The sequence below is a fragment of the Amycolatopsis sp. NPDC102522 genome, assembly GCF_055584485.1.
The window spans coordinates 1-21,122 of record NZ_JBVJLY010000003.1 but is presented as its reverse complement, the minus strand read 5'-3'; the positions used below and the strand labels follow the sequence as shown (position 1 = coordinate 21,122).

The window sequence follows — 21,122 nt, the reverse complement described above, 5'->3', positions numbered from 1 at the left end:
TGCTCTCAGGCGCTCTGGACGCCGAACATCTGATCTCTCTCAGCGGTACATCCGGAAAGATTCGGCCAAAGGAGTTGTCGATACATTGACTTGTTGACGAGTGATATGTCATATCTTAGGTTCGTCCGGTCAGACATCCGATGAATCGGCCGAGTTCACGATGGGGTGACTATGGGCCAGTCCGCTGGTTTCCCACGACGCGACCTGCTGGGCGGCACCGCCGCGGGCCTCCTCCTCGGGGCGCTTCCCGTGACGGCGGCGGGAGCCGCTGAGACCGCTGAGACCTCTGTGGACACCGGCGATGCCACGGCCGGATGTCACGGGATGAGCACGGACGCGGACTGGTCACGCTTCCTCGCCGGGCAGGATCCACGCTGGGAACGGTTGCCGCGCACCTGGTACGAGGGGCCGTTCCTGGGCAACGGTTTCGTCGGCGTGCAGGTCTACCGCGACCAGGACGCGCTGAAGTTCACCATCGACCACAGCGAATCCCAGGACCACCGGCCCACCTTCGGTAACGAATGGGGTGTCGCGCGGCTCCCGATCGGGAAGGTGCTGCTCACACCAGTGGGTGAACTCACCGGTGCCCGGCTGCGACTCGACCTCTGGAACGCCGAGCTCACCGGGACCGTGACCACCGACAAGGGCACCCTGGAGATCCGCGCGTTCGTCCACACTTCGCGCGACCTGTTCGTGGTGGAGGTCGCACCGAGCGCGGGAGAACGAGGGTTCGGTCTCACTTTCGCGCCGGTGCCCGCGGTGAGCCCGCGCATCGTCCGCGAGCAGCCGCCGAAGGGTTTCGAGCCCAACCCGCCGCCGGTGACCCGTGTCGAAGGCGACACCACCGTGGTCGTCCAGCCGCTCGTGGCGGGCGGGCAGAACGCGACGGCGTACCGGACGCGCCGGGCGGGCCGCGGCGGCAAGACGCTCGTCCTGTCGACGGCGCACAGCCATCCTGGGACGGAAGCCGAGGGGCGGGTGCGATCCGCCGTCGCAGGAGTGTCCACGGTGGACGCACTGGCCGTGCTCCACCGGCGCTGGTGGCATACGTTCCACCGCCGGAGCTTCCTGTCCATTCCGGACGCGAGGCTGCAGGGCTTCTACTGGATCCAGCTGTACAAACTGGCGTCCGCCGCCCGCGCCGAAGCGCCGATCATGGCGACGACCGGTCCTTGGCTGGAGCCGACGCCGTGGCCGTCGGTCTGGTACAACCTCAACGCCCAGCTCGAATACTGGCCGGTGCACGGAGCCAACCACCTCGAACTCGACCCGATCCCGCGGACGATCGCCGAGAACGGCCAGATGCTGATCGACGGTCTGCGGCCCGAGTACCGCGCGGATTCGATGGGGCTGCGGCGCAGCGCCGACGCGCGGTTCGCGGACGCCGGGTTCGTCGGCGTGCCGGGGCCGGACGCGGACGCCGAGATCGGCGACCTGCCGTGGCTGCTGCACAACGTCTGGCTGAGCTACCGCCACACCATGGACACTCCGATCCTGCGCGACGTCCTGTTCCCGGTGCTGCGCAAGGCGATGAACTACTACCTCCACTTCCTGAAGCCCGGTGCCGACGGCCGCCTGCACCTGCCGCCGACGTTCTCGCCGGAGTACGGCCGCGCGCCCGACTGCCACTACGACCTCGCGCTGATCCGGTGGAGCTGCCAAACCCTGCTCGACGCCGCGAAGACCTTGCGGATCGACGATCCGCTGGCACCGAAGTGGCGCGAGGTGCTCGACAAGCTCGTCGCCTTCCCTGTCGACGAAAACGGCCTGATGGTCGGCACCGGCGTTCCGTTCGCCAAATCGCATCGCCACTACTCGCACCTGCTCGCGGCGTACCCGCTGTACCTGCTGAACGTGGACGACCCGGCGCAGGCGGAGCTGATCTCGAAGTCGCTGGCGCACTGGATCAGCTTCGAAGGCGCCTTGCGCGGGTTCAGCTTCACCGGCGCCGCTTCGCTTTCGGCGGCGCTGGAGCGCGGGGACGACGCGCTGAAGCACCTGCGCGAGTTCGTCACGCGGTTCGTCCAGCCCAACACCATGTACTACGAGGCGGGCCCGGTCATCGAAACGCCGTTGTCCGCGGCGCAGTCGATCCACGACATGCTCTGCCAGAGCTGGGGCGACACGATCCGGATCTTCCCCGCGGTGCCGGCCACCTGGCGCGACGTCACCCTGCACGACTTCCGCACGCAGGGCGCGTTCCTGGTCAGCGCGGTGCGCAAGGCCGGGGTCACGAAGTTCGTCCGCGTCCGGAGCCTGGCGGGCGAGCCGCTGAAGCTCAGGCCGTCCATCCCCGGAAGGCTCGAGGTCGAAGGCGCCCGGTCCTGGCGGCAGCGTCCCGACGGCACGGTGACCATCGACCTCGCGCGGGGCCGCGAAGTGCTGATCTACGCGCGGGGAAGACGTCCGGACACGACGATCGCGCCGGTGCCGGTCGGCGAACCCGCGGCCGCGTGGGGGCTTCCCGCGCTGCCGCCCGCCGGGGACCTCGTCCCGGTGGACCTCGCCGCCGTGCTGAACTCCGACGGCGCGACCAGCGAGTTCTACCTCGGCGACGGCGATTTCGACGGCTCGGGCAACACCTATCCGGCCGCCCAGCTGCCGCAGACCGGGCAGGTCGCCGACGACGGGGTCCCGTTCCTGTTCGTCAACGGCAGCGAGGGCACGCCGAACAACGTCGTCGGCGCGACGATCCCGTTGCCTGCCGGGAGGTACGCCACCCTGCACCTGCTCGGCGCCGCCGACACCGGCAACGCCGTGACCACGCTGAAGGTGTCCTATGTGGATGGATCGGTCGACGTCCCTCTGCGGCTCACCGGCTGGCGTGCGGCGGCCTCGTTCGGCGAGAGCGAGGCCGTCACCACGAACCAGCTGCACTCGCGGGCCGGGATCCAGTCCGTGAAGCTCGCGATCTTCCACCAGCGGATCCCGCTCGACCCGGCGCGTGAGGTCGTGTCGGTCACGCTCCCCGCCGCCACCCCGAGGCCGCACGTGTTCGCGGTCACCCTGGAGAAGGGAAAGTAGCCATGGAGAACCTCGACCGCCGGAAGGCGCTCATCCTGGGGGCGGGCGTGCTCGGCGCGGCCGCGCTCGGCACCGGGACCGCGCACGCGGCCACCTGGACACCGCGATGGAGCCCGGACCCGGCGAAGGACGGCCTGCGCGCTTTCGAAGGACTGGAGGACGACCGCGCCGGATCGCATCCCGGGGTGAAGCACATCTACCCCGAAGGCGACCACTGGCGCTTCGACATGCACACGCGGGATGTCGACACGTCGACCGACCGGCAGCGCAACGAGTCGAAAGGGATGCGCGACGGCGACAAGACGTACAAGATCCTGAAGGACGAGACGTGGCGGATCTCGTACCAGGCCTTTTGGCCCACCGAACTGACCGCGACGACGGCGTTCACCCACCTGTTCCAGATGAAGGTGCCCGACGTCGGTCCTCCGCAGTGGACCCTCACGCCGCGCCAAAAGGGCGGCGAAGGGGTGCTGACCATCAGCGGTGACTCGGGCGCGGAAGCCGACCTCGCCGACTACGCGCCGCTGCAGAACAAGTGGATCGACGTGGCCTGGGAGTTCAAGGCTTCGCACAGCGGCTATCTGCACTGCGTGCTCAAGGACGGTTCCCGGACCGTCGCCGACGTCCGGAAGGCCGCGGATCTGTGGCGGGACGTGAACTATCTGCGGCCGAAATGGGGCGTCTACCGCAGCCTGAACTCCGCCGGCCTCAAGAACTGCCACCAGAACATCCGCGGCCTGAAGTCCTTCCAGCTCGTCTGAAGTCACCGACGGTGGCGACGGCATCCCCTGCGGTAGGGGCGTCAGTCGTCGCCTCGGCATGCTCGCACAGCGGCCCTGAACAGCGCGTTAACGCCCTCGTCGCCCGGCTCGAACGGGGGAAGGGGACCGTCCCGCGACTACTCCATTGTGATCACCGTAAGTACTTCCTTCGTCGCGCTTACGACTCATGAGTAAACGTTTGTGTTACGTAGCGTGCCTTTCCTATGGCAGCAAAGCGGCCGTTAGGTACCGTCTCTCGGTCGAACCCGGCAACGTTGCCGGGTCGCTTTCTTCGGACCATCCGCTGGATCAGCGGGGAGGGAGACACACGTTGCGTCGCATGCGTGGAACCGCGCTGGCCGCCGCCGCCATGGCCGGTGCTTTGGTACTGACCGGGTGCGCGAAGGATTCGGGTGCGGGGAACAACAACAACGCGAGCACGGGGGACCAGTCCGCCAGCTGCGTGACGGCGCCGAAGCCGCCCGCCGCGGCGGCCGCGTCGACAAGCTCCGCGCAGGCGGGTGAGAAGGTCGACGGCAGCAAGCTCAAGGTCGCGCTGGCCTTCGACGTCGGCGGCCGTGGCGACGCGTCGTTCAACGACTCCGCCGCCGCCGGTACCGACAAGGCCAAGAGTGACCTCGGCGTCACCGCGGTCACCGAAAGCACCGCCGCGGCGACCGAGGACGAGGCCGCCAAGTCGCAGCGTCTCGACCAGCTCGCGTCGCAGGGCTTCAGCCCGGTCATCGCGGTCGGCTTCGCCTACGCCAAGGCCGTCGGCGCCATCGCGCCGAAGTACCCGAACACCCAGTTCGCGATCGTCGACGACGACTCCGTCAAGGCGCCGAACGTCACCCCGCTGGTCTTCGCCGAGGAGCAGGGCTCGTTCCTGGCCGGTGTCGCCGCCGCGTACAAGTCGAAGAAGTGCCACGTGGGCTTCGTCGGTGGCGTGAACACGCCGCTGATCCAGAAGTTCGAGGCCGGCTTCCTCCAGGGCGTGAAGGCCGCTTCGACCAAGGCCGTCATCGAGGACGAGTACCTCACCCCGGCCGGTGACTTCTCCGGGTTCCAGGACCCGGCGAAGGGCAACGTGAAGGCCGCCGCGCAGATCGCCAAGGGCGCGGACGTCGTCTACCACGCCGCCGGCGCCTCCGGTAAGGGCGTTTTCGAGGCCGCCAAGACGAACAACGCGCTCGCCATCGGCGTCGACTCCGACCAGTACAACCAGAAGACGGTCGAGGCGTCGAAGGACGTCATCATCACCTCGATGCTCAAGCGCGTCGACGTGGCGGTGTTCGACTACCTGCGCGCACTGGCGAAGGGCGACCTGACGTCGCTGCCGAAGCGCTTCGACCTCAAGGTCGACGGCGTCGGCTACGCCACCTCCGGTGGCAAGATCGACGACATCAAGGACGTCCTCGACGGCTACAAGGCGCAGATCGTCTCCGGGGCGATCACCGTCTCGGACAAGCCGCAGAAGTAAGCTCTACCAGGCAGCGGGGCTCGGGAGGGTAACCCCTTCCGAGCCCTCACCTGTTTACTCCCAGAACTGGATGGCTTTTCATGAGCGCTCCCCAGGCCGAGGTCACCGACGCCCCCGACCGGGGTGAACCGGCCGTGCAGCTGACCGGGATCACGAAGCGATTCCCCGGTGTCGTGGCCAACTCCGACGTCAACCTCACCGTCATCAAGGGCGAGGTGCACGCCGTCTGCGGCGAGAACGGCGCGGGCAAATCGACCCTGATGAAAATCCTCTACGGCATGCAACAGCCGGACGAGGGCGGCATCGCGATCAACGGCGAACCGGTGAAACTGCGCAACCCGCAGGACGCCATCAAGGCCGGGATCGGGATGGTCCACCAGCACTTCATGCTGGCCGACAACCTCACCGTCGGGGAGAACGTCTTCCTCGGCGCGGAGAACCTGCACGGCATCGGCCGCGCGGCCAGGGCGAAGCTGGCGAAGTTCGCCGAACAGGTCGGCCTCAACGCCCGCCCCGACGTGCTGCTCGAAGAACTCGGCGTCGCCGACCGCCAGCGCGTGGAGATCGTCAAGGTGCTCTACCGCGGCGCGCGGATCATCATCCTCGACGAGCCCACCGCGGTGCTCGTGCCGCAGGAGGTCGACGCGCTGTTCGAGACCGTCCGCACCATGCAGAAGGACGGCTTCACCTTCCTCTTCATCTCGCACAAGCTCGACGAGGTGCGCGCGATCGCCGACACGGTCACCGTGATCCGCCGCGGCACCACGGTCGGCACGGCCGATCCGAAGACGATCACCTCGCGCCAGCTGGCCGAGATGATGGTCGGTTCGGAACTGCCCAGCCCCGAGACCCGCGAGTCCACGGTGACCGATCGGGACGTCCTGCGCTTGGACGACGTGTGCCTGAAGGTCGAGGGTTCCGAGCGGAACGTGCTCGACCACATCTCCTTCACCGTGCACGCGGGTGAGGTGCTCGGCATCGCCGGCGTCGAGGGCAACGGCCAGACCGAGCTCGTCGAGACGATCATGGGCATGCGCAAGGGCGGCGGCCGGATCGAGCTCACGGGTGTCGACGGCGAGACCGTCGAACTGCACAAACTGGGGACGCTCGCCCGCCGCGAGGCCGGGATCGGCTACATCGCCGAAGACCGCACGCGGCACAGCCTCCTGCTCACGCAACCGTTGTGGGTCAACCGGATCCTCGGCTACCAGACGCGAGAGCCGGTCGCCAAGGGCCAGCTGCTCGACATCGCCGGCGCGCGTGAAGACACCCGCCGCATCGTCGAGCAGTACGACGTCCGCACGCCGGGCATCGACGTCCCGGCCGCCGCGCTTTCCGGTGGTAACCAGCAGAAGCTGATCGTCGGACGCGAGCTTTCCGGCAACCCTGTCCTGCTGATCGCTTCGCATCCGACGCGTGGTGTCGACGTCGGCGCGCAGGCGCTGATCTGGGAGCAGATCCGCCAGGCCCGCGCGGCCGGGCTGGCCGTCCTGCTGGTTTCGGCCGACCTCGACGAGCTGATCGGGCTGTCGGACACCATCCAGGTCATGCTCCGCGGCCGGCTGGTCGGCGAGGCCGACCCCGCGACCGTGACCCCGCAGCAACTGGGCTCCGCGATGACGGGTGCTTCCGAAGACTCCGAAGAAGAAGGTGCATCGTGAGTTCCTGGCGTACGAGGCTGCTGCCGCCTCTGCTCGCGATCGTTTTCGCGGTCATCCTGACCGCCATCGCGCTGATCATCTCGGGCGCGGACCCGCTCCAGGCCTACGGCACGATGGTCGGGCAGCTCTTCAAGGGCTCGACGGCCGTCGACACGGTGAACCTCGCGACGATCTACTACCTGTCCGGGCTCGCGGTGGCCATCGGCTTCCAGATGAACCTCTTCAACATCGGTGTCGAGGGCCAGTACCGGTTCGCCGCCATCGTCACCGCCATCATCGGCGGGGCGCTGCGGCTGCCGCCGGTGATCCACGTGCTCGCGATCCTGGTCGTCGCGGTCTTGAGCGGCATGCTCTACGCGGCGATCCCCGCGGTGCTGAAGGTGACCCGAGGTGTTTCCGAGGTCATCTCGACGATCATGCTGAACGCGATCGTCGGCGGCATCGTGGCGTTCCTGGTCAACGCCGACCAGTTCGGCGTGCAGACCGGCAACAACATCGCCACCCGTGAGATCGCCGAAACCGGCCGCATCCCCGGGATCCCGATCGGGTCGGGCGAGCTGTTCGGCTTCGTGATCATCGCGGCGCTGATCGGCGCGGCCTACTGGTTCATGCTCAACCGGACCCGGTTCGGGTTCGAGCTGAAGGCCTCCGGCGAATCGACGACGGCCGCCGCGGCGGGTGGCGTCAACGCCAAGAAGATGACGCTGATCGCGATGCTGCTTTCCGGCGGTGTCGCCGGTCTGATCGCGATGCCGGAACTGCTCGGCCGCGACTTCACCTACGGCATCACCTCGACCCAGATGTACGGCTTCACCGGCATCGCGGTCGCGCTGCTCGGCCGGAACCACCCGGCGGGGATCGCGTTGGGCGCCCTGCTGTGGGCGTTCCTCGACCGGTCCGCGGTGTCGCTGGAGCAGATCAACGTGTCCAAAGAGATCGCCACGATCATGCAGGGCGTGATCGTGCTGTCGGTCGTCATCGCGTACGAGATCGTGCGCCGCGCGGACCTGGCCGCCGAACAGCGTCGCGTCGGTCGCGCGCTGGCGGGTAAGGGTTCCAGCGTGTCCGAGGGAGGTGCGGTGTGATCACCACCGCCGACGTACTTTTCACCGCGGAGGCGGCATGACTACGGACGTTCTTTCGCCCAACACGGGCGGGACCACCATGCCGGTGAAGCCGCCGAAGCGGCGTATCCCGGGCTGGCTCAAGGGCGCCATCTGGGGTCTGCTGGCGGTCGGTGTGCTCGCGATCGCGTCTTACGCCACCGGCGTCAACACGCTGACCTCGACCAACACCGCGCACACCGCGCTGCGGCTGGCGCTGCCGATCCTGCTGTGCGCGCTCGGCGGGCTCTGGGCCGAACGCGCGGGCGTGATCAACATCGGCCTCGAAGGCATGATGATCCTCGGCACCTGGGGTGCCGCGTGGGGCGCGTACCACGGCGGGGTCTGGGCCGGGCTGATCGCGGCGATCGTGTTCGGCGCGCTCGGCGGGCTGCTGCACGCCGTCGCGACGGTGACCTTCAACGTCAACCACATCGTCTCCGGTGTGGCGATCAACCTGCTCGGTCTCGGGGTCGCGAAGTACCTGGCGAACCTGATCTTCACCCCGCTTTCGGGGAACCCGCGCCAGTCGCCGCCGGTGCCGAAGTTCGACACCTATTCGGCGACGTTCCTTTCGGACTGGCTCGCGGATCTGGAGAAGATGCAGCGCGTCTTCATCTCCGACCTCGCCGGGATCCTCAACGGCCTGGTCACCGAGGTCGCGCCGCTGACGATGATCGCGATCGCGCTGGTCCCGATCAGCTACCTCGTGCTGTGGCGCACGCGGTTCGGCCTGCGGCTGCGGTCCTGCGGTGAGAACCCGGTCGCGGCCGAGTCCCTCGGCGTGAACGTCTACCTGCACAAGTACGTCGCCATGATCATCTCCGGCGGGCTCGCCGGGATGGGTGGCGCGTCACTCGTGCTGCTCGCCGGCGGCGCGGACTACCTGGAGAACCAGACCAACAACCGCGGTTACATCGGTCTCGCGGCGATGATCTTCGGCAACTGGCGGCCGGGTGGCCTGCTCGGCGGCGCGGCGCTGTTCGGGTACGCCGACGGTCTCCAGCTCGCCGGTGGCGGTACCGCGGTGCTCGCGCTGCTGTACGGCGCGGTGATCCTGCTGGCCGTGATCGTGGCCGTGCAGCTGTTCCGCCGTCAGTGGATCGCCGCCGCGCTCGGTGTCTTCGGCGCGGCTCTGCTGTACGCGATCTACTGGACGAACGACGATCTGCCCAGCGACCTCATCCCGTACACGGCGCACTTCGTGACGCTGATCGTGCTGGCGGTGGCTTCGCAGCGGCTGCGGCCGCCCAAGGCGGACGGCGCGCTGTACCGACGAGGTGAGGACTGACATGGCTGAGTACGACTGGGAAGCCCTGCGGGCTCAAGCCGTCGAAGCGGCGAAGTCGGCGTACGCGCCGTACTCGGGGCTGCACGTCGGTGCGGCGGCCGTGGTGGACGACGGCCGGATCGTCGTCGGCTGCAACGTCGAAAACGCTTCGTACGGCTTGGGAATGTGCGCGGAATGCACGATGGCGGGGCAGCTGCGGCTGACCGGCGGCGGCAAGCTCGTCGCCGTCGCGTGCCGCAGTGGTGAAGGCGCTCTGCTGATGCCGTGCGGGCGCTGCCGTCAGATCCTGTTCGAGCACGGCGGTTCCGACTGCCTGGTGGACACCCCGAGCGGGATCCTGCCGATGTCTTCGGTGCTGCCGGACGCCTTCGGACCGGACGATCTGCCATGAGCGGGTTCGCCGCCGTCGACGTCATCCGTGCCAAGCGGGACGGCGGACGGCTCTCCGACGAGCAGATCGACTGGACGATCGACGCGTACACGCGCGGCGACATCGCCGAGGAACAGATGGCCGCGCTCGCGATGGCCATCTTCCTGCGGGGGATGGATTCCGGCGAGATCGCGCGCTGGACCGGCGCGATGATCTCCTCGGGGGAGCGGCTTGATCTGAAGGTTAGCCGTCCGACGATCGACAAGCATTCGACAGGCGGTGTCGGCGACAAGATCACGCTGCCGCTGGCGCCGCTCGTCGCGGCTTGTGGCGCGGCCGTGCCGCAACTGTCCGGGCGCGGGCTCGGGCACACCGGCGGGACGCTGGACAAACTGGAGTCGATCCCTGGCTGGCGTGCCGCGCTGTCGACGTCGGAGATCATCCGGCAGCTCGACGAGGTCGGCGCGGTGGTCTGCGCGGCGACGTCCGGGCTGGCTCCGGCGGACAAGAAGCTGTATGCGCTGCGGGACGTGACGTCGACGGTGGAGTCGATCCCGCTGATCGCGAGCTCGATCATGAGCAAGAAGATCGCGGAAGGCTCGGCCGGGCTCGTTCTCGACGTGAAGACCGGTTCGGGCGCGTTCATGAAGACGCTTCCGGAGGCGCGGGAACTCGCGCGGACGCTGGTGGAGATCGGGACCGCGCACGGCGTCGCGACGACGGCGCTGATCACGGACATGAACGTGCCTTTGGGATATGCCGTCGGGAACGCGATCGAGGTCGCGGAGTCGGTCGAGGTCCTGCGCGGCGGCGGCCCGGCGGATGTCGTCGAGCTGACCGTGGCTTTGGCGCGAGAGATGCTGGCGCTGGCGGGGCTGTCCGATGTGGACCCGGCCGCGGTGCTCGCTTCGGGTCGGGCTTATGAGACGTGGTGCCGGATGATCGCCGCTCAGGGCGGGGATCCGGAGGCCGCTCTGCCGCGGCCTAAGCACGTGCACGTCGTTTCGGCGCCTTCGGATGGGGTGCTGACGTCGTTGGACGCGTACTCGGTCGGGGTCGCCGCTTGGCGGCTCGGGGCCGGGCGGGCGCGCAAGGAGGATCCGGTGCAGGCCGCGGCCGGTGTGCTGTGCCTGGCGAAGCCGGGCGACAAGGTGTCGGCCGGGCAGCCGCTGCTGGAGCTGCACACGGACACTCCGGACGCCGTTGCTTCGGCTCTCGCTGCGCTCGAAGACGCCTACGCTGTCGGCTCCTCTGCGCCGGACTCCGCTCCGCTCGTCCTGGAGACCGTGCGCCCCTGACCTGCGTTTAGCGGGCTAAACGCGATCTGTGGCGGCGCCGGACCCCGGGTCGCGGCCTCGTGTCCTGAAGGCCCCCTTTGAGACGTTGAACGTCTCAAAGGGGGCCTTCAGGACGTCCGGGGCCCGGCTGGCGCCGGATCGCGTTTAGCCCGCTAAACGCGACGCGTTCCCGCACGCGCGGGGTGTGGTGGCTGGCTCCTGGCGACCACACCGGGCACCCGCGGCGCGCGCCCTTGTCGCGGTGAGCCCCTTACTGCATTCAGAGGACTAAATGCGGGGCGTGCCAGTCGCCGCCAGATCGCGTTTAGCCCGCTAAACGCAGGTCGGAGGGCGGGGGGCGTAGCGAGGCGGAGAAGCGTGAAGGCCCCCTTCCCGAGGCGGAGCCGGGGAAGGGGGCCTTCACGCGTGAAGAGGTCAGTCGGTGGTCTCGTCGGTGCCGTCGGCCTTGACCTTGGCGTCGGCCGCCTTGGGCGCCCGGCCGTTGCGCGAGCTGCGACGCGGCTGACGCGGCGCGGGCGGCGGCGGGGAGATCTGCTGCACGGCCGGGCCACCGCCGAGCATGAGCTCCGCGAAGGTCGCCATGGCCTCGTCCAGCTGGCCGCCGATGCGGCGCACGGACTCGTCGTTGCTCTTGCGCACCAGCGTGTCGACCGAGTCGGTGTCCGGCTGCTTCTGCAGCGTGCTCTCGACCTTCGACAGGCCGCTGCGGATCGAGCCGTCGAGGTCGCCGAGGCGCCCGGTGAAGCCGTCCTCGACCTTGTCGAGCCGCTCCGCGAGGTCGTCGAGGCGCGAGGTGACCTTCTCGAGGCGGTCGCCGAGGCCGTCGAGGCGATCCGAGGCGTCGATCATCTCGCCGGTCTCGGTCAGCGCGGTCTTCAGCGCTTCGGTGTTCGCGGTGAGGCTTTCCTTGGTGGCCTTGTCGAGGTTCTCGACGCGGGTGCGCAGCTCGCGGTCGACGGTGTCGACGCGGTCGCGCAGGGCCGACTCGGCCTGCTCGACGCGCTCGCGCACCGGGCCGATCACCGACTGCGGCAGCGAGTCGGTCTTCACGTCCTGCTTGTCCAGGTGCGCGCCGAGCTCGTCGAGACGGCGGTGGATGTTCTGGAGCTTGTCCTCGAGCCCGTCCATCCGGCCCCCGACGCCTTCGAGGCGCGCGGCCATGCCGTCGAGGCGGCCGTCGAGCTGGGCGAACGGCTTGGCCAGCTTGTCGACGATGCTCTCGACGGCGCGGGTCAGCGCGGCGATCGCGGTGTCCTGCGCTTCGAGCCGCGACATGGTCTCGTCGAGGCGCTCGGCGAGCACGCCGGTCTCGGTGCGGTCGGGCATCTCCGAGAGGCGCTTGCGGACCGCGCCGAGCGAGTCGACCGGCGCCAGACGTGCGTAGATGTCGTCGAGCGCGTCGAAGATCTGCTGCTGTTCGCTCTCACGCACTTCGGCCGCGCGCACCAGCATGTTGCGCATCCGGTCGAAGGACGGGGCTGCAATGTGGTTGTCAGTGGTCACTGCGGTGTCCTTCGGGGGCGGGGAAATGGGAGGGACGTGACGTGAAGCTTATCCATTGCGAAATTGCTGTGCGTATGGCCCCCGGGTATCGGACAATGCCGAGCTCTGCCCCTGATGGCCGATTCAGCCCGTGATCGACAAAGCTGAGGGTTAACCAGAGCCGGTGACTTACCACCATGTAGGGGAATGACAGCCTGGTTACCGTTACGTATGTCCTCTGAAAGCAGTAGTTCCCGCATCCCGGAGGCGGTACTGACCCGCGCTCCCAAGGTTCTCCTCCATGACCACCTGGACGGCGGATTGCGTCCCGCCACGGTCGCCGAACTCGCCGACCAGACCGGGTACCGGGCCTTGCCCACCACCGATCCCGTCGCACTCGGCCGATGGTTCCGCGAGGCCGCCGACTCCGGCTCCCTCGTCTCGTACCTTGAGACGTTCGCGCATACCTGTGGCGTGATGCAGACCGAGGAAGCGCTGGTCAGAGTGGCCGCCGAGGCGGTGGAAGACCTCGCGGCGGACGGCGTGGTCTACGCCGAGGTGCGTTACGCGCCCGAACTCTTCGTCGAACGCGGACTGTCACTCGATGCGGTGGTCGAGGCTATTCAGGCCGGGTTCGCGGAAGGTGAACGGAGAGTGGCGGCCGCCGGTGGCCGGATCCGCGTCGGGACGTTGCTCTGCGCGATGCGCCAGCACGCCAGGGCCCTCGAGATCGCCGGCCTCGCCGTCCGCTACCGCGACGCCGGCGTGGTCGGGTTCGACATCGCCGGACCGGAAGATGGATTTCCGCCTACCAGAAATCTCGACGCATTCGAGTTTCTGCGGACGAATAATGCGCATTTCACCATTCATGCCGGGGAGGCGTTCGGGCTCGCGTCGATTTGGGAGGCGATTCAGCATTGCGGCGCGGAGCGGCTCGGCCACGGTGTGCGCATCGTCGACGACATCAAGACCGACAGTGACGGCACGGTCCATTTGGGACGGTTGGCCGCCTACGTCCGCGACCGCCGGATCCCGCTGGAGATCTGCCCCACGTCCAATGTCCAGACCGGGGCGGTGCGCTCGATCGGCGAACATCCCATCGGCCTGCTCGCCCGGCTGCGCTTCCGGGTCACCGTCAACACCGACAACCGGCTGATGAGCGGCTGCTCGATGACCAGCGAATTCGCCGCCCTGGCCGAGGCCTTCGGCTTCGGGCTGGCCGATCTCGAGTGGTTCACCATCAATGCGATGAAATCCGCGTTCCTCGATTTCGACCAGCGGCTCGACATCATCAACACGGTGATCAAGCCCGGGTATGCCGCCTTGCGTTAGTTAGCACCGGCAACTATCGTTCACTATGTAGGAGAACTTTCCCAAATAGTGAAACGGTGGCGATGATGGCGCAGGTCGCGGACGTGGGGATCGGCGGAAAACGACGCTGGCTCATCCTCGCGCTCGGCCTCGCCGCGCAGACCGCGAGCTGTTCGTTCCTCTACGGGATCCCATTCCTGGTGCCGTCCATGCAGCGTGCGGAGGGCCTCACGCTCGCCGAAGCGGGAACGGTGGTCGCGGCGCCGAGTCTTGGCCTGTTGTTCACCTTGATCCTGTGGGGTGCGGCCGCGGACCGTTACGGAGAGCGTTTGGTAATGGCTCTCGGACTCGGCGTCTCGGGGTTACTCCTCGTGTACGCGGCCGCCGGTGACCACTCGCTCGGGACCCTCTTTGGAGTGTTCCTGCTCGCCGGCGCGAGCACCGCGTCAGTGAACGCCGCGAGCGGCCGGGCTGTCCTCGGCTGGTTCGGCCCGGCCGAACGCGGCCTCGCGATGGGCATCCGCCAGATGGCCCAGCCGCTCGGGGTGGGCGTCGCCGCGTTCGGCCTCCCGCCGCTCGCGGATCGCTGGGGGTTCCAGGTTTCGCTCATGTTGCCCGCGCTGGCCGCGGTCGTCGTCGCGCTCCTGGTCGCCTGGCTCCTGGTCGACCCGCCGCGGCCGGAGTCGGGGACCGCGCCGGGGGAGAAGCCGCCGTCGCCGTACCGGAAGCCGGCGTTGTGGCGGGTCCACGGCGCGAGCGCGCTGCTCGTCGTCCCGCAGTTCACGGTTTCCGCGTTCACCCCCGTGTACCTGGTGACCATGCATCACTGGACGGCGGCGTCCGCGGGCTGGTTCGTCGGCGCTGTCCAGATCCTCGGCGCGCTGGGCAGGCTGGTGTCGGGCTACTGGTCCGACCGCGTCGGCAGCAGGCTGCGGCCGATGCGGCAGCTGGCGATCTCGAGCGCCGGGGCGATGCTGCTGGTCGCGCTCGGGGACGCGACGTGGCCGTGGCTGGTGCTGCTCGCGCTCGTCCTGGCCGCGGTGATCACCGTGTCCGACAACGGGCTCGGGTTCACCGCGTCGGCGGAGATGGCCGGGCTCGCGTGGGCGGGGCGGGCGATGGGCACACAGAACACCGGCCAGAACATCGCCGCCGCACTGACGCCGCCGATGCTGGGCTTGGTGATCGGTGATTCGCGGTACGCGCTGGCCTTCTGCGTGGCCGCGGTCTTCCCGGCGCTGGCCGTGGCCCTGATACCCGTCAAAGACGAAAAGAGCCCCTCAGGACGAACCTGAGGGGCCGCGAGGTGACCGGCGGACTGTCTCTCGGAAGCGCGCCAGCGCGACGAGAGACTTCACCTCGCGCGCCCTCTTTCGGGCCGAAGGCCCACGAAAACGCGATGAAGGGGCGCCCTCCGCACCCAACGTGAGTTGCGTACGGCCAGGGCGCCCCTTCGGCGCGCTTTTCGTCAGCGCGCGAGCTACACCACCGTGAGCCGGTTTTCGAAGGTCTCGACGAGCTTGCGCCACTCGGACTGCTCGGCGTCGAACGGAGCGCTCGGCTCGAGGCGCGTGGGGTCCGGCCGCAGCACGAACGACACCAGCCAGCCGAGGCTTTCGTTGGCGGCCAGCGCGGTGTCGACGCTGTCGTCGTCGGCCCATTCGGCGGCGTCGGTGATCAGCTCGACGGCCAGCTCCAACTGGGTCGGGTCGATCGACTCCGGGCCTTCGGCGATGTCGTCGGCGATACCGGTCAGCACGTAGGTGTTCTCGGTGTCGACCTCGATCTCGAGCTCGCCCGCGGTGGCCTTCGTGGTCACCTCGTCCCAAGTGGACACTTGGGCGAGATCGTTGCCCGCCAGCTCCTTGCCGTCCGCGATCGCGCGGATGAGGGCCTTCTCGGAGGAGAAGACGTCGATCTCGCCTTCGCTGCCGAGGAAGATCGGCTTGTCGTCGAGGTAGCAGCGCAGCGTGTAGTACTCGGCGCCGGAGGTGATGATCTTGATCGGGTCGATGCCGACCTCGCCCCAGAAGCCGACGGGCTCGTCGTCTTCGTCGTCATCGTCCTCGTCGACGTCTTCGAGGTCGTCGTCCTCGGCGGCGGCCGCCTCGGCTTCGGCGGACTCCGCGAGGAAGGTCGCGAGCTCCTCCGCCGTCTGCTCAAGCACCTTCTCGTCGACGTCGGGAGCGGTCGCCAGACCGTCGATCGCGTCGAGCACGATGTCCCACTTCTCGGAGACCGCCTGCGACAGGTCCGCCCACAGGCGCTCGCCGTCGCGGCCGGAGAAGGGCAGCGTGCCCTGGTCCAGCAGCGAGAAGCTCTCGTGCGCGTCGAGGACCTCGTGGACCTCTTCGAGCTCGCACACGTCCGCGAGCGAACGCACGATGCCGATGATCTCGGCCAGCTCGCCGAGCGTCCACTGGTCCGGCTTCTCGGCGACCAGCTCGGGGACGCCCACCAGGTCGTAGGTGTGGTCGTCGTCCGGGATCAGCTCGGGCACGTTCAGCGCCGGCACGACCTCCCACGCGGGGTGGTCGAGCAGGTCATGCTGCTCGGAAGTCCGCACGAAGGCGGCGAGATGCGCGGCGTCCGGGAAGGCGTACAGGTCCTCCTCGTCGCCGAGGAAGGCTTCCCATTCCTCGCCGTCTTCCCGCCAGCGCGGCGCCCAGAGAGTGACGACGTCACCCTGTGGCAGGCCGAGTTCGATCGGGATGATGTCCTGTGCCATTCCTTAGCCCTCTCGGATTACCGCCTGTGTGCGCGCGGCCGGGTGATGCTGCCCGGTGGGTGCGCGGTACCGCGAAGCCTACGGGTTTCCGCCGATGGGCGCGATCACCCCTGGGCAAGAAGCGACCAACGGATGGCACGATAGGCCTCCTGATGACACTTACAGACCTCCTGCCTGCGGCTCCCGACCCCGACTCGCTGTTCGAAGCCTTCTCCGCCTGGACAGCCGAGCGCGGGCTAGAGCTGTACCCCGCGCAGGAGGAGGCCATCATCGAAGTGGTCTCCGGGGCGAACCTGATCCTGTCGACACCGACGGGTTCGGGGAAGAGCCTGGTCGCCGTCGGGGCCCACTTCACCGCCCTCGCGCGCGGCCTCCGCAGCTACTACACGGCGCCGATCAAGGCGCTGGTCTCGGAGAAGTTCTTCCAGCTCATCGAGATCTTCGGCGCGGAGAACGTCGGCATGATGACCGGCGACTCGGCGGTGAACGCCGACGCGCCGATCATCTGCTGTACGGCGGAAATCCTGGCGAACATGGCGCTGCGGTTCGGCGCCGACGCGCCGGTCGGCCAGGTCATCGCGGACGAGTTCCACTTCTATTCGGAGCCGGATCGCGGCTGGGCCTGGCAGGTGCCGCTGCTGGAACTGCCGAAGGCGCAGTTCGTGCTGATGTCGGCGACGCTGGGCGACGTCTCGTTCTTCGAAAAAGATCTCACCCGGCGCACGGGCCGCCCGACCGCGGTGGTCACCTCGGCGGAGCGGCCGGTGCCGCTCACCTTCCGCTACGCGCTGACACCGTTGCACGAAACGATGTCCGAGCTGCTCCACGGCGGTCAGTCGCCGGTCTACGTCGTGCACTTCTCGCAGGCGGCGGCGATCGAGCGCGCGCAGACACTGATGAGCATCAACGTCACCTCGAAGGCGGAGAAGGAGGCCATCGCCGAGATGCTCGGCGACTTCCGCTTTTCGGCAGGGTTCGGGAAGACGTTGTCGCGGCTTGTCCGGCACGGTATCGGCGTGCACCACGCCGGCATGCTGCCGAAGTACCGGCGCCTGGTCGAGCAGCTCGCGCAAGCCGGGCTGCTGAAGGTGATCTGCGGGACCGACACGCTCGGCGTCGGCATCAACGTACCTATCCGCACAGTGGTCTTCTCCGCGCTGACGAAGTACGACGGGGTGCGGCAACGGCACCTCAAGGCACGTGAGTTCCACCAGATCGCCGGGCGGGCGGGCCGCGCCGGGTACGACACCGACGGCTACGTCGTCGTGCAGGCGCCGGACCACGTCGTCGAAAACGCCAAGGCGCTGGAGAAGGCGGGCGACGATCCCAAGAAGAAAAAGAAGATTGTCCGCAAGAAGGCGCCCGAAGGGTTCGTCAACTGGACGGAGAGCACCTTCGACCGGCTGATCGCGGCCGAGCCGGAGCCGCTGACGTCGAGTTTCCACGTCAGCCACTCGATGCTGCTGAACGTCGTTTCCCGGCCGGGCAACGCGTTCGACTCCATGCGGCATCTGCTGGAGGACAACCATTCCGACCGTCCCGCTCAGCGGAAGCTGATCCTGCGCGCGATCGCGATCTACCGCGCGCTGCTCGCGGCCGGTGTCGTGGAGCGGCTCGACGAGCCCGACGAGCAGGGCCGGATCGTCCGGCTCACCGTGGACCTGCAGTTCGACTTCGCACTGAACCAGCCGCTTTCGCCGTTCGCGCTGGCCGCGATCGAACTCCTCGACCTCGAATCACCGTCCTATCCGCTCGACGTCGTATCCACTGTGGAATCCACTGTGGACAATCCGAGGCCGGTGCTTTCGCAGCAGCAGTTCAAGGCCCGCGGCGAGGCCGTGCAGGCGATGAAGGCCGAGGGCATCGAATACGACGAGCGGATGGAACTGCTCGAAAACGTCACGTACCCGAAACCGCTGGAGGAACTGCTGGAGGCGGCGTATTCCCGCTACCGGCAAGGGCATCCGTGGGTCGACGACTACGAGCTCAAGCCGAAGTCCGTCGTGCGCGACATGTACGAGCGCGCGATGAACTTCGTGGAGTACATCGGTTTCTACCAGCTCGCCCGCTCGGAAGGGCTGGTGCTGCGGTATCTCACCGACACCTACGACTCGCTCCGGCACACAGTTCCCGACGAGGCCAAGGACGAGGGGCTGCAGGACCTCATCGAATGGCTCGGTGAACTGGTGCGCCAGGTCGACTCCAGTCTCCTCGACGAGTGGGAAGCCTTGCGGAATCCCGAAGAGGAAGGCCCCGTTTCGGCGAGGCCGCCGTCCGAGCCGCCCGCGGTCACGCGGAACGAGCGGGCGTTCCGGGTGCTCGTGCGGAACGAGCTGTTCCGCCGGGTCGAACTGGCCGCCCGGCGTTCCTACGGGACACTCGGCGAGTTGGACGCCGCTTCGGGCTGGGACGCGGACGCGTGGGAAGACGCCATCGAGGACTACTTCGACGAGCACGAAACGCTCGGCATCGGGCCGGACGCGCGCGGGCCCAAGCTGCTGATCATCGAGAAGGAAGCCGAGATCTGGCGGGTGCGGCAGATCTTCGACGACCCGGCGGGCGACCACGACTGGGGTATCAGTGCGGAGGTCGACCTGGCGGCGTCGGACGAGGCGGGCTCGGCGGTCATCCGGATCACGGCGGTGGACCAGCTCTGAAGGTCCGTGAAGGCCTCCTTCCCTACTCTGAAGGTAGAGAAGGAGGCCTTCACGGACTTGAGGCGAGAACCCGGCGGCGCCGGACCAGCTGGACGATCAGCACGATCAGGGAGAGCGCGGGCAACGGGTACCCGAGCAGCAGGCCCACCGTGATGTCCACCAGCGGCGCCACGACCGCGGCGACGAACATCCACGTCGGCGCCACCGGCAGTTTCGCGCCTGTGCGGGCCTTTCCCCACGGTTTCGCGATCGAAAGCCAAGCCTGGAACGCCAAAGCGCTCGCCATCAGCGCCGTTCCGGCCACCAGCGCCGGCGGTGTGGGCGCCGGTTCACCGGCCCGCGCCGCCACGACGGAATCCCGCAAAGCGCCCGACAGCAGGAAGATCCCGGCGTAGAGCTGGACGAGCGTGATCGCGAACTTCGCCAGCACCCACCAATGCCGGGTGAACCCCCAGGCAGTCGCCGCCGCGAGCATGAAGCCGGTGAAGGCCGACGCGTTGGCGAGCGGTGCCAGCAGGAGCGAGTCGATCTGGTGCGCCATGGACGTCGCGGCGACGCGGATCGCGCCGTCGTCGGTGGTGCGGCTGATCGCCAGGAGGGTGAACAGCGCCAGCGCCTCTCCCATCCAGCCCACCGACGTGATCACGTGCAGCCACACGGTCAGCTGCCGCCAGGTCTTCTTCCCCATGCCGCACACCTTCGCCCGGCCACCCGGCCCGGCACATCGGGGACGACCCTGAATTCAGGCGGGAAGGGGCGGGAAGCAGGCCTGCGCGTCGTGGCCGTCGAACCACAGCCCGACCATGAACGCCATGGTCGCCTCCATGAGCCCCGCCCGGTCGAGTCCGCCGGCGTTCAGGGGCGTGCAACCGAGGTCGCGGACCAAGGAGCTCACCACCTCGACGGCGTCCGGCGTGCCGCAGAGCGGCACCGCGAGCGGGCGGCCGTCGAACACGGGGGGCGTCATTCGCCAGACGTCCACGTGGCACAGGTTGAACGCCTTGACCACGTGCGCGTCCGGCGCGGCGGCGGCGATTCGCTCCGCCTGGTCGGGGATCGTGAGCAAGGCGCCGGGGCCGACCGCGTTGGTGCAGTCGATCAGCGCCTTTCCGGCGAGATCTCCAGCCATGGCAAGGACTTCCGCCACCGACGGCGCGGGGACGGCGAGCAGGATCACGTCGCTCCAGCGCGCTGTCTCCGCCCAGGTGCCCACGCGGGCGGAGATCTTCGCGGCCTTGGCGCGGTCGCGTGCGGCGACCATCACCTCGTGCCCGGCCCCGGCCCACTGGCCCCCGAGCGCCTCCGCCATCCCGCCCGCGCCGAAAATACCGATACGCATGTGCCGCTCCCTAAGATCGAGTTACGACACGACCGTAGAAAGCCGCGCGGGTACCAAGTGGTTACCGGAGGTCCCATGAACGACGTCTTCCTCGCCGACTGCCGGGCCCGGCTGGCCTTCGACCTGATGGCGAACACGTGGAACCCGGTCGTCCTGTGGGCGCTGCGCGACGGGCCACAGCGGCCTGCCGAGTTACGGCGACGGCTGGGCGGGATCAGCACGAAGGTGCTCACGGAGACCGTCCGGCGGCTGGAGTTCAACGGCCTGGTCCACCGGCGCGACTGTGGGCGGACGGCGAAGGTCGAGTACTCGCTGACGGACCTCGGGGTCAGCCTTCTCGGTCCGATCGAGGCCTTTGGGGAGTGGGCCTATCGGCACGGTGATGAGGTTATGGCGGCTCAAGACAAGGTGGTCGTGAGTGGCGATTCGGGTTAGAACACGAATCGTTACTAGTCAGCTGGTGGCTAGGTTGGTTGGTAGCCAGGGGTTTCCGGTGATGGCGGCGCGGAGTGCGGCGAGGACGTTGTGGCCGTTTTTGCGGGTGGTGGAGATGTAGGAGCGGACGGTGAGCCAGGTGGTGGCGCCGTGGTGGGTGCGCCATCCGCCGGAGATCTTGA

16 protein-coding genes are annotated in these 21,122 nt (G+C 68.3%); 12 read left to right on the top strand and 4 right to left on the bottom strand.

Annotated features, from left to right (window positions below):
• The first annotated feature begins 171 nt into the window (after positions 1-171).
• From ACZ6YV_RS10205 to ACZ6YV_RS10170, 8 genes are all read left to right on the top strand, one after another.
• Entirely contained in the window at positions 172-3,024 is a 2,853-nt protein-coding gene (locus tag ACZ6YV_RS10205; RefSeq protein ID WP_465509320.1) for a glycosyl hydrolase family 95 catalytic domain-containing protein, read from the top strand.
• A gap of 2 nt (positions 3,025-3,026) precedes the next feature.
• On the top strand, positions 3,027-3,785 hold the full coding sequence (locus tag ACZ6YV_RS10200) for a Tat pathway signal sequence domain protein (RefSeq protein ID WP_465509319.1): 759 nt from the start codon (positions 3,027-3,029) through the stop codon (positions 3,783-3,785).
• A 340-nt stretch (positions 3,786-4,125) separates the two neighbouring features.
• Positions 4,126-5,265, top strand: a complete 1,140-nt coding sequence (locus ACZ6YV_RS10195) for a BMP family lipoprotein (protein WP_465509318.1) — start codon at positions 4,126-4,128, stop codon at positions 5,263-5,265.
• Positions 5,266-5,345: 80 nt separating this feature from the next.
• Positions 5,346-6,926 carry an ABC transporter ATP-binding protein gene (locus tag ACZ6YV_RS10190; RefSeq protein WP_465509317.1) on the top strand — a complete coding sequence of 527 codons (1,581 nt, stop codon included), beginning with the start codon at positions 5,346-5,348 and terminating at the stop codon, positions 6,924-6,926.
• The gene (locus ACZ6YV_RS10185; RefSeq protein WP_465509316.1) at positions 6,923-8,011 is read left to right on the top strand and encodes an ABC transporter permease; all 1,089 of its coding nucleotides are present in this window, start codon (positions 6,923-6,925) and stop codon (positions 8,009-8,011) included. The genes ACZ6YV_RS10190 and ACZ6YV_RS10185 overlap by 4 nt, the downstream gene beginning before the upstream one ends.
• A gap of 37 nt (positions 8,012-8,048) precedes the next feature.
• Positions 8,049-9,320: an ABC transporter permease gene (locus tag ACZ6YV_RS10180; RefSeq protein WP_465509315.1), complete on the top strand. Its 1,272-nt coding sequence runs from the start codon at positions 8,049-8,051 to the stop codon at positions 9,318-9,320.
• 1 nt (position 9,321) lies between these two features.
• Positions 9,322-9,711: a cytidine deaminase gene (locus ACZ6YV_RS10175; RefSeq protein WP_465509314.1), complete on the top strand. Its 390-nt coding sequence runs from the start codon at positions 9,322-9,324 to the stop codon at positions 9,709-9,711.
• Complete coding sequence (locus ACZ6YV_RS10170; RefSeq protein WP_465509313.1) at positions 9,708-10,988, top strand: thymidine phosphorylase; 1,281 nt, start codon at positions 9,708-9,710, stop codon at positions 10,986-10,988. Before ACZ6YV_RS10175 ends, ACZ6YV_RS10170 begins: the two co-directional genes overlap by 4 nt.
• 414 nt (positions 10,989-11,402) lie before the next feature.
• On the opposite strand, the gene ACZ6YV_RS10165 is transcribed toward ACZ6YV_RS10170, so the two are convergent.
• Positions 11,403-12,491, bottom strand: coding sequence for a PA containing protein (locus ACZ6YV_RS10165; RefSeq protein ID WP_465509312.1), 1,089 nt, complete (start codon positions 12,489-12,491; stop codon positions 11,403-11,405).
• Between the two features lie 210 nt (positions 12,492-12,701).
• Here ACZ6YV_RS10165 and ACZ6YV_RS10160 point away from each other — a divergent pair, with 210 nt between their 5' ends.
• Together ACZ6YV_RS10160 and ACZ6YV_RS10155 are read left to right on the top strand one after the other, a co-directional pair.
• Positions 12,702-13,802, top strand: a complete 1,101-nt coding sequence (locus ACZ6YV_RS10160) for an adenosine deaminase (RefSeq protein ID WP_465509737.1) — start codon at positions 12,702-12,704, stop codon at positions 13,800-13,802.
• A gap of 65 nt (positions 13,803-13,867) precedes the next feature.
• Positions 13,868-15,076, top strand: a complete 1,209-nt coding sequence (locus ACZ6YV_RS10155; RefSeq protein ID WP_465509736.1) for an MFS transporter — start codon at positions 13,868-13,870, stop codon at positions 15,074-15,076.
• A gap of 185 nt (positions 15,077-15,261) precedes the next feature.
• Here ACZ6YV_RS10155 and ACZ6YV_RS10150 read toward each other — a convergent pair whose 3' ends face one another.
• Complete coding sequence (locus tag ACZ6YV_RS10150; RefSeq protein ID WP_465509311.1) at positions 15,262-16,509, bottom strand: primosomal protein; 1,248 nt, start codon at positions 16,507-16,509, stop codon at positions 15,262-15,264.
• Positions 16,510-16,661: 152 nt separating this feature from the next.
• Between ACZ6YV_RS10150 and ACZ6YV_RS10145 the strand changes: the two genes are divergently transcribed.
• Entirely contained in the window at positions 16,662-19,166 is a 2,505-nt protein-coding gene (locus ACZ6YV_RS10145) for a DEAD/DEAH box helicase (RefSeq protein WP_465509310.1), read from the top strand.
• A gap of 49 nt (positions 19,167-19,215) precedes the next feature.
• Here ACZ6YV_RS10145 and ACZ6YV_RS10140 read toward each other — a convergent pair whose 3' ends face one another.
• Both ACZ6YV_RS10140 and ACZ6YV_RS10135 read right to left on the bottom strand, forming a co-directional pair.
• Complete coding sequence (locus ACZ6YV_RS10140; protein WP_465509309.1) at positions 19,216-19,854, bottom strand: hypothetical protein; 639 nt, start codon at positions 19,852-19,854, stop codon at positions 19,216-19,218.
• 54 nt (positions 19,855-19,908) lie between these two features.
• A complete protein-coding gene (locus ACZ6YV_RS10135; protein WP_465509308.1) occupies positions 19,909-20,505 on the bottom strand; it encodes an NADPH-dependent F420 reductase in 597 nt (198 codons plus the stop codon).
• Positions 20,506-20,580: 75 nt separating this feature from the next.
• Here ACZ6YV_RS10135 and ACZ6YV_RS10130 point away from each other — a divergent pair, with 75 nt between their 5' ends.
• The gene (locus tag ACZ6YV_RS10130) at positions 20,581-20,940 is read left to right on the top strand and encodes a winged helix-turn-helix transcriptional regulator (protein WP_465509307.1); all 360 of its coding nucleotides are present in this window, start codon (positions 20,581-20,583) and stop codon (positions 20,938-20,940) included.
• The last annotated feature ends 182 nt before the right edge of the window (positions 20,941-21,122 follow it).

Excerpts from the sequence above, each read along its gene's own strand:
- ACZ6YV_RS10160 (WP_465509737.1), top strand. The coding sequence starts at position 12,702 with ATGTCCTCTGAAAGCAGTAGTTCCCGCATCCCGGAGGCGGTACTGACC.
- ACZ6YV_RS10180 (WP_465509315.1), top strand. The coding sequence starts at position 8,049 with ATGACTACGGACGTTCTTTCGCCCAACACGGGCGGGACCACCATGCCG.
- ACZ6YV_RS10140 (WP_465509309.1), bottom strand. The coding sequence starts at position 19,854 with ATGGGGAAGAAGACCTGGCGGCAGCTGACCGTGTGGCTGCACGTGATC.
- ACZ6YV_RS10130 (WP_465509307.1), top strand. The coding sequence starts at position 20,581 with ATGAACGACGTCTTCCTCGCCGACTGCCGGGCCCGGCTGGCCTTCGAC.
- ACZ6YV_RS10175 (WP_465509314.1), top strand. The coding sequence starts at position 9,322 with ATGGCTGAGTACGACTGGGAAGCCCTGCGGGCTCAAGCCGTCGAAGCG.
- ACZ6YV_RS10190 (WP_465509317.1), top strand. The coding sequence starts at position 5,346 with ATGAGCGCTCCCCAGGCCGAGGTCACCGACGCCCCCGACCGGGGTGAA.
- ACZ6YV_RS10195 (WP_465509318.1), top strand. The coding sequence starts at position 4,126 with ATGCGTGGAACCGCGCTGGCCGCCGCCGCCATGGCCGGTGCTTTGGTA.
- ACZ6YV_RS10135 (WP_465509308.1), bottom strand. The coding sequence starts at position 20,505 with ATGCGTATCGGTATTTTCGGCGCGGGCGGGATGGCGGAGGCGCTCGGG.
- ACZ6YV_RS10150 (WP_465509311.1), bottom strand. The coding sequence starts at position 16,509 with ATGGCACAGGACATCATCCCGATCGAACTCGGCCTGCCACAGGGTGAC.
- ACZ6YV_RS10205 (WP_465509320.1), top strand. The coding sequence starts at position 172 with ATGGGCCAGTCCGCTGGTTTCCCACGACGCGACCTGCTGGGCGGCACC.
- ACZ6YV_RS10200 (WP_465509319.1), top strand. The coding sequence starts at position 3,027 with ATGGAGAACCTCGACCGCCGGAAGGCGCTCATCCTGGGGGCGGGCGTG.
- ACZ6YV_RS10155 (WP_465509736.1), top strand. The coding sequence starts at position 13,868 with ATGGCGCAGGTCGCGGACGTGGGGATCGGCGGAAAACGACGCTGGCTC.
- ACZ6YV_RS10145 (WP_465509310.1), top strand. The coding sequence starts at position 16,662 with ATGACACTTACAGACCTCCTGCCTGCGGCTCCCGACCCCGACTCGCTG.
- ACZ6YV_RS10170 (WP_465509313.1), top strand. The coding sequence starts at position 9,708 with ATGAGCGGGTTCGCCGCCGTCGACGTCATCCGTGCCAAGCGGGACGGC.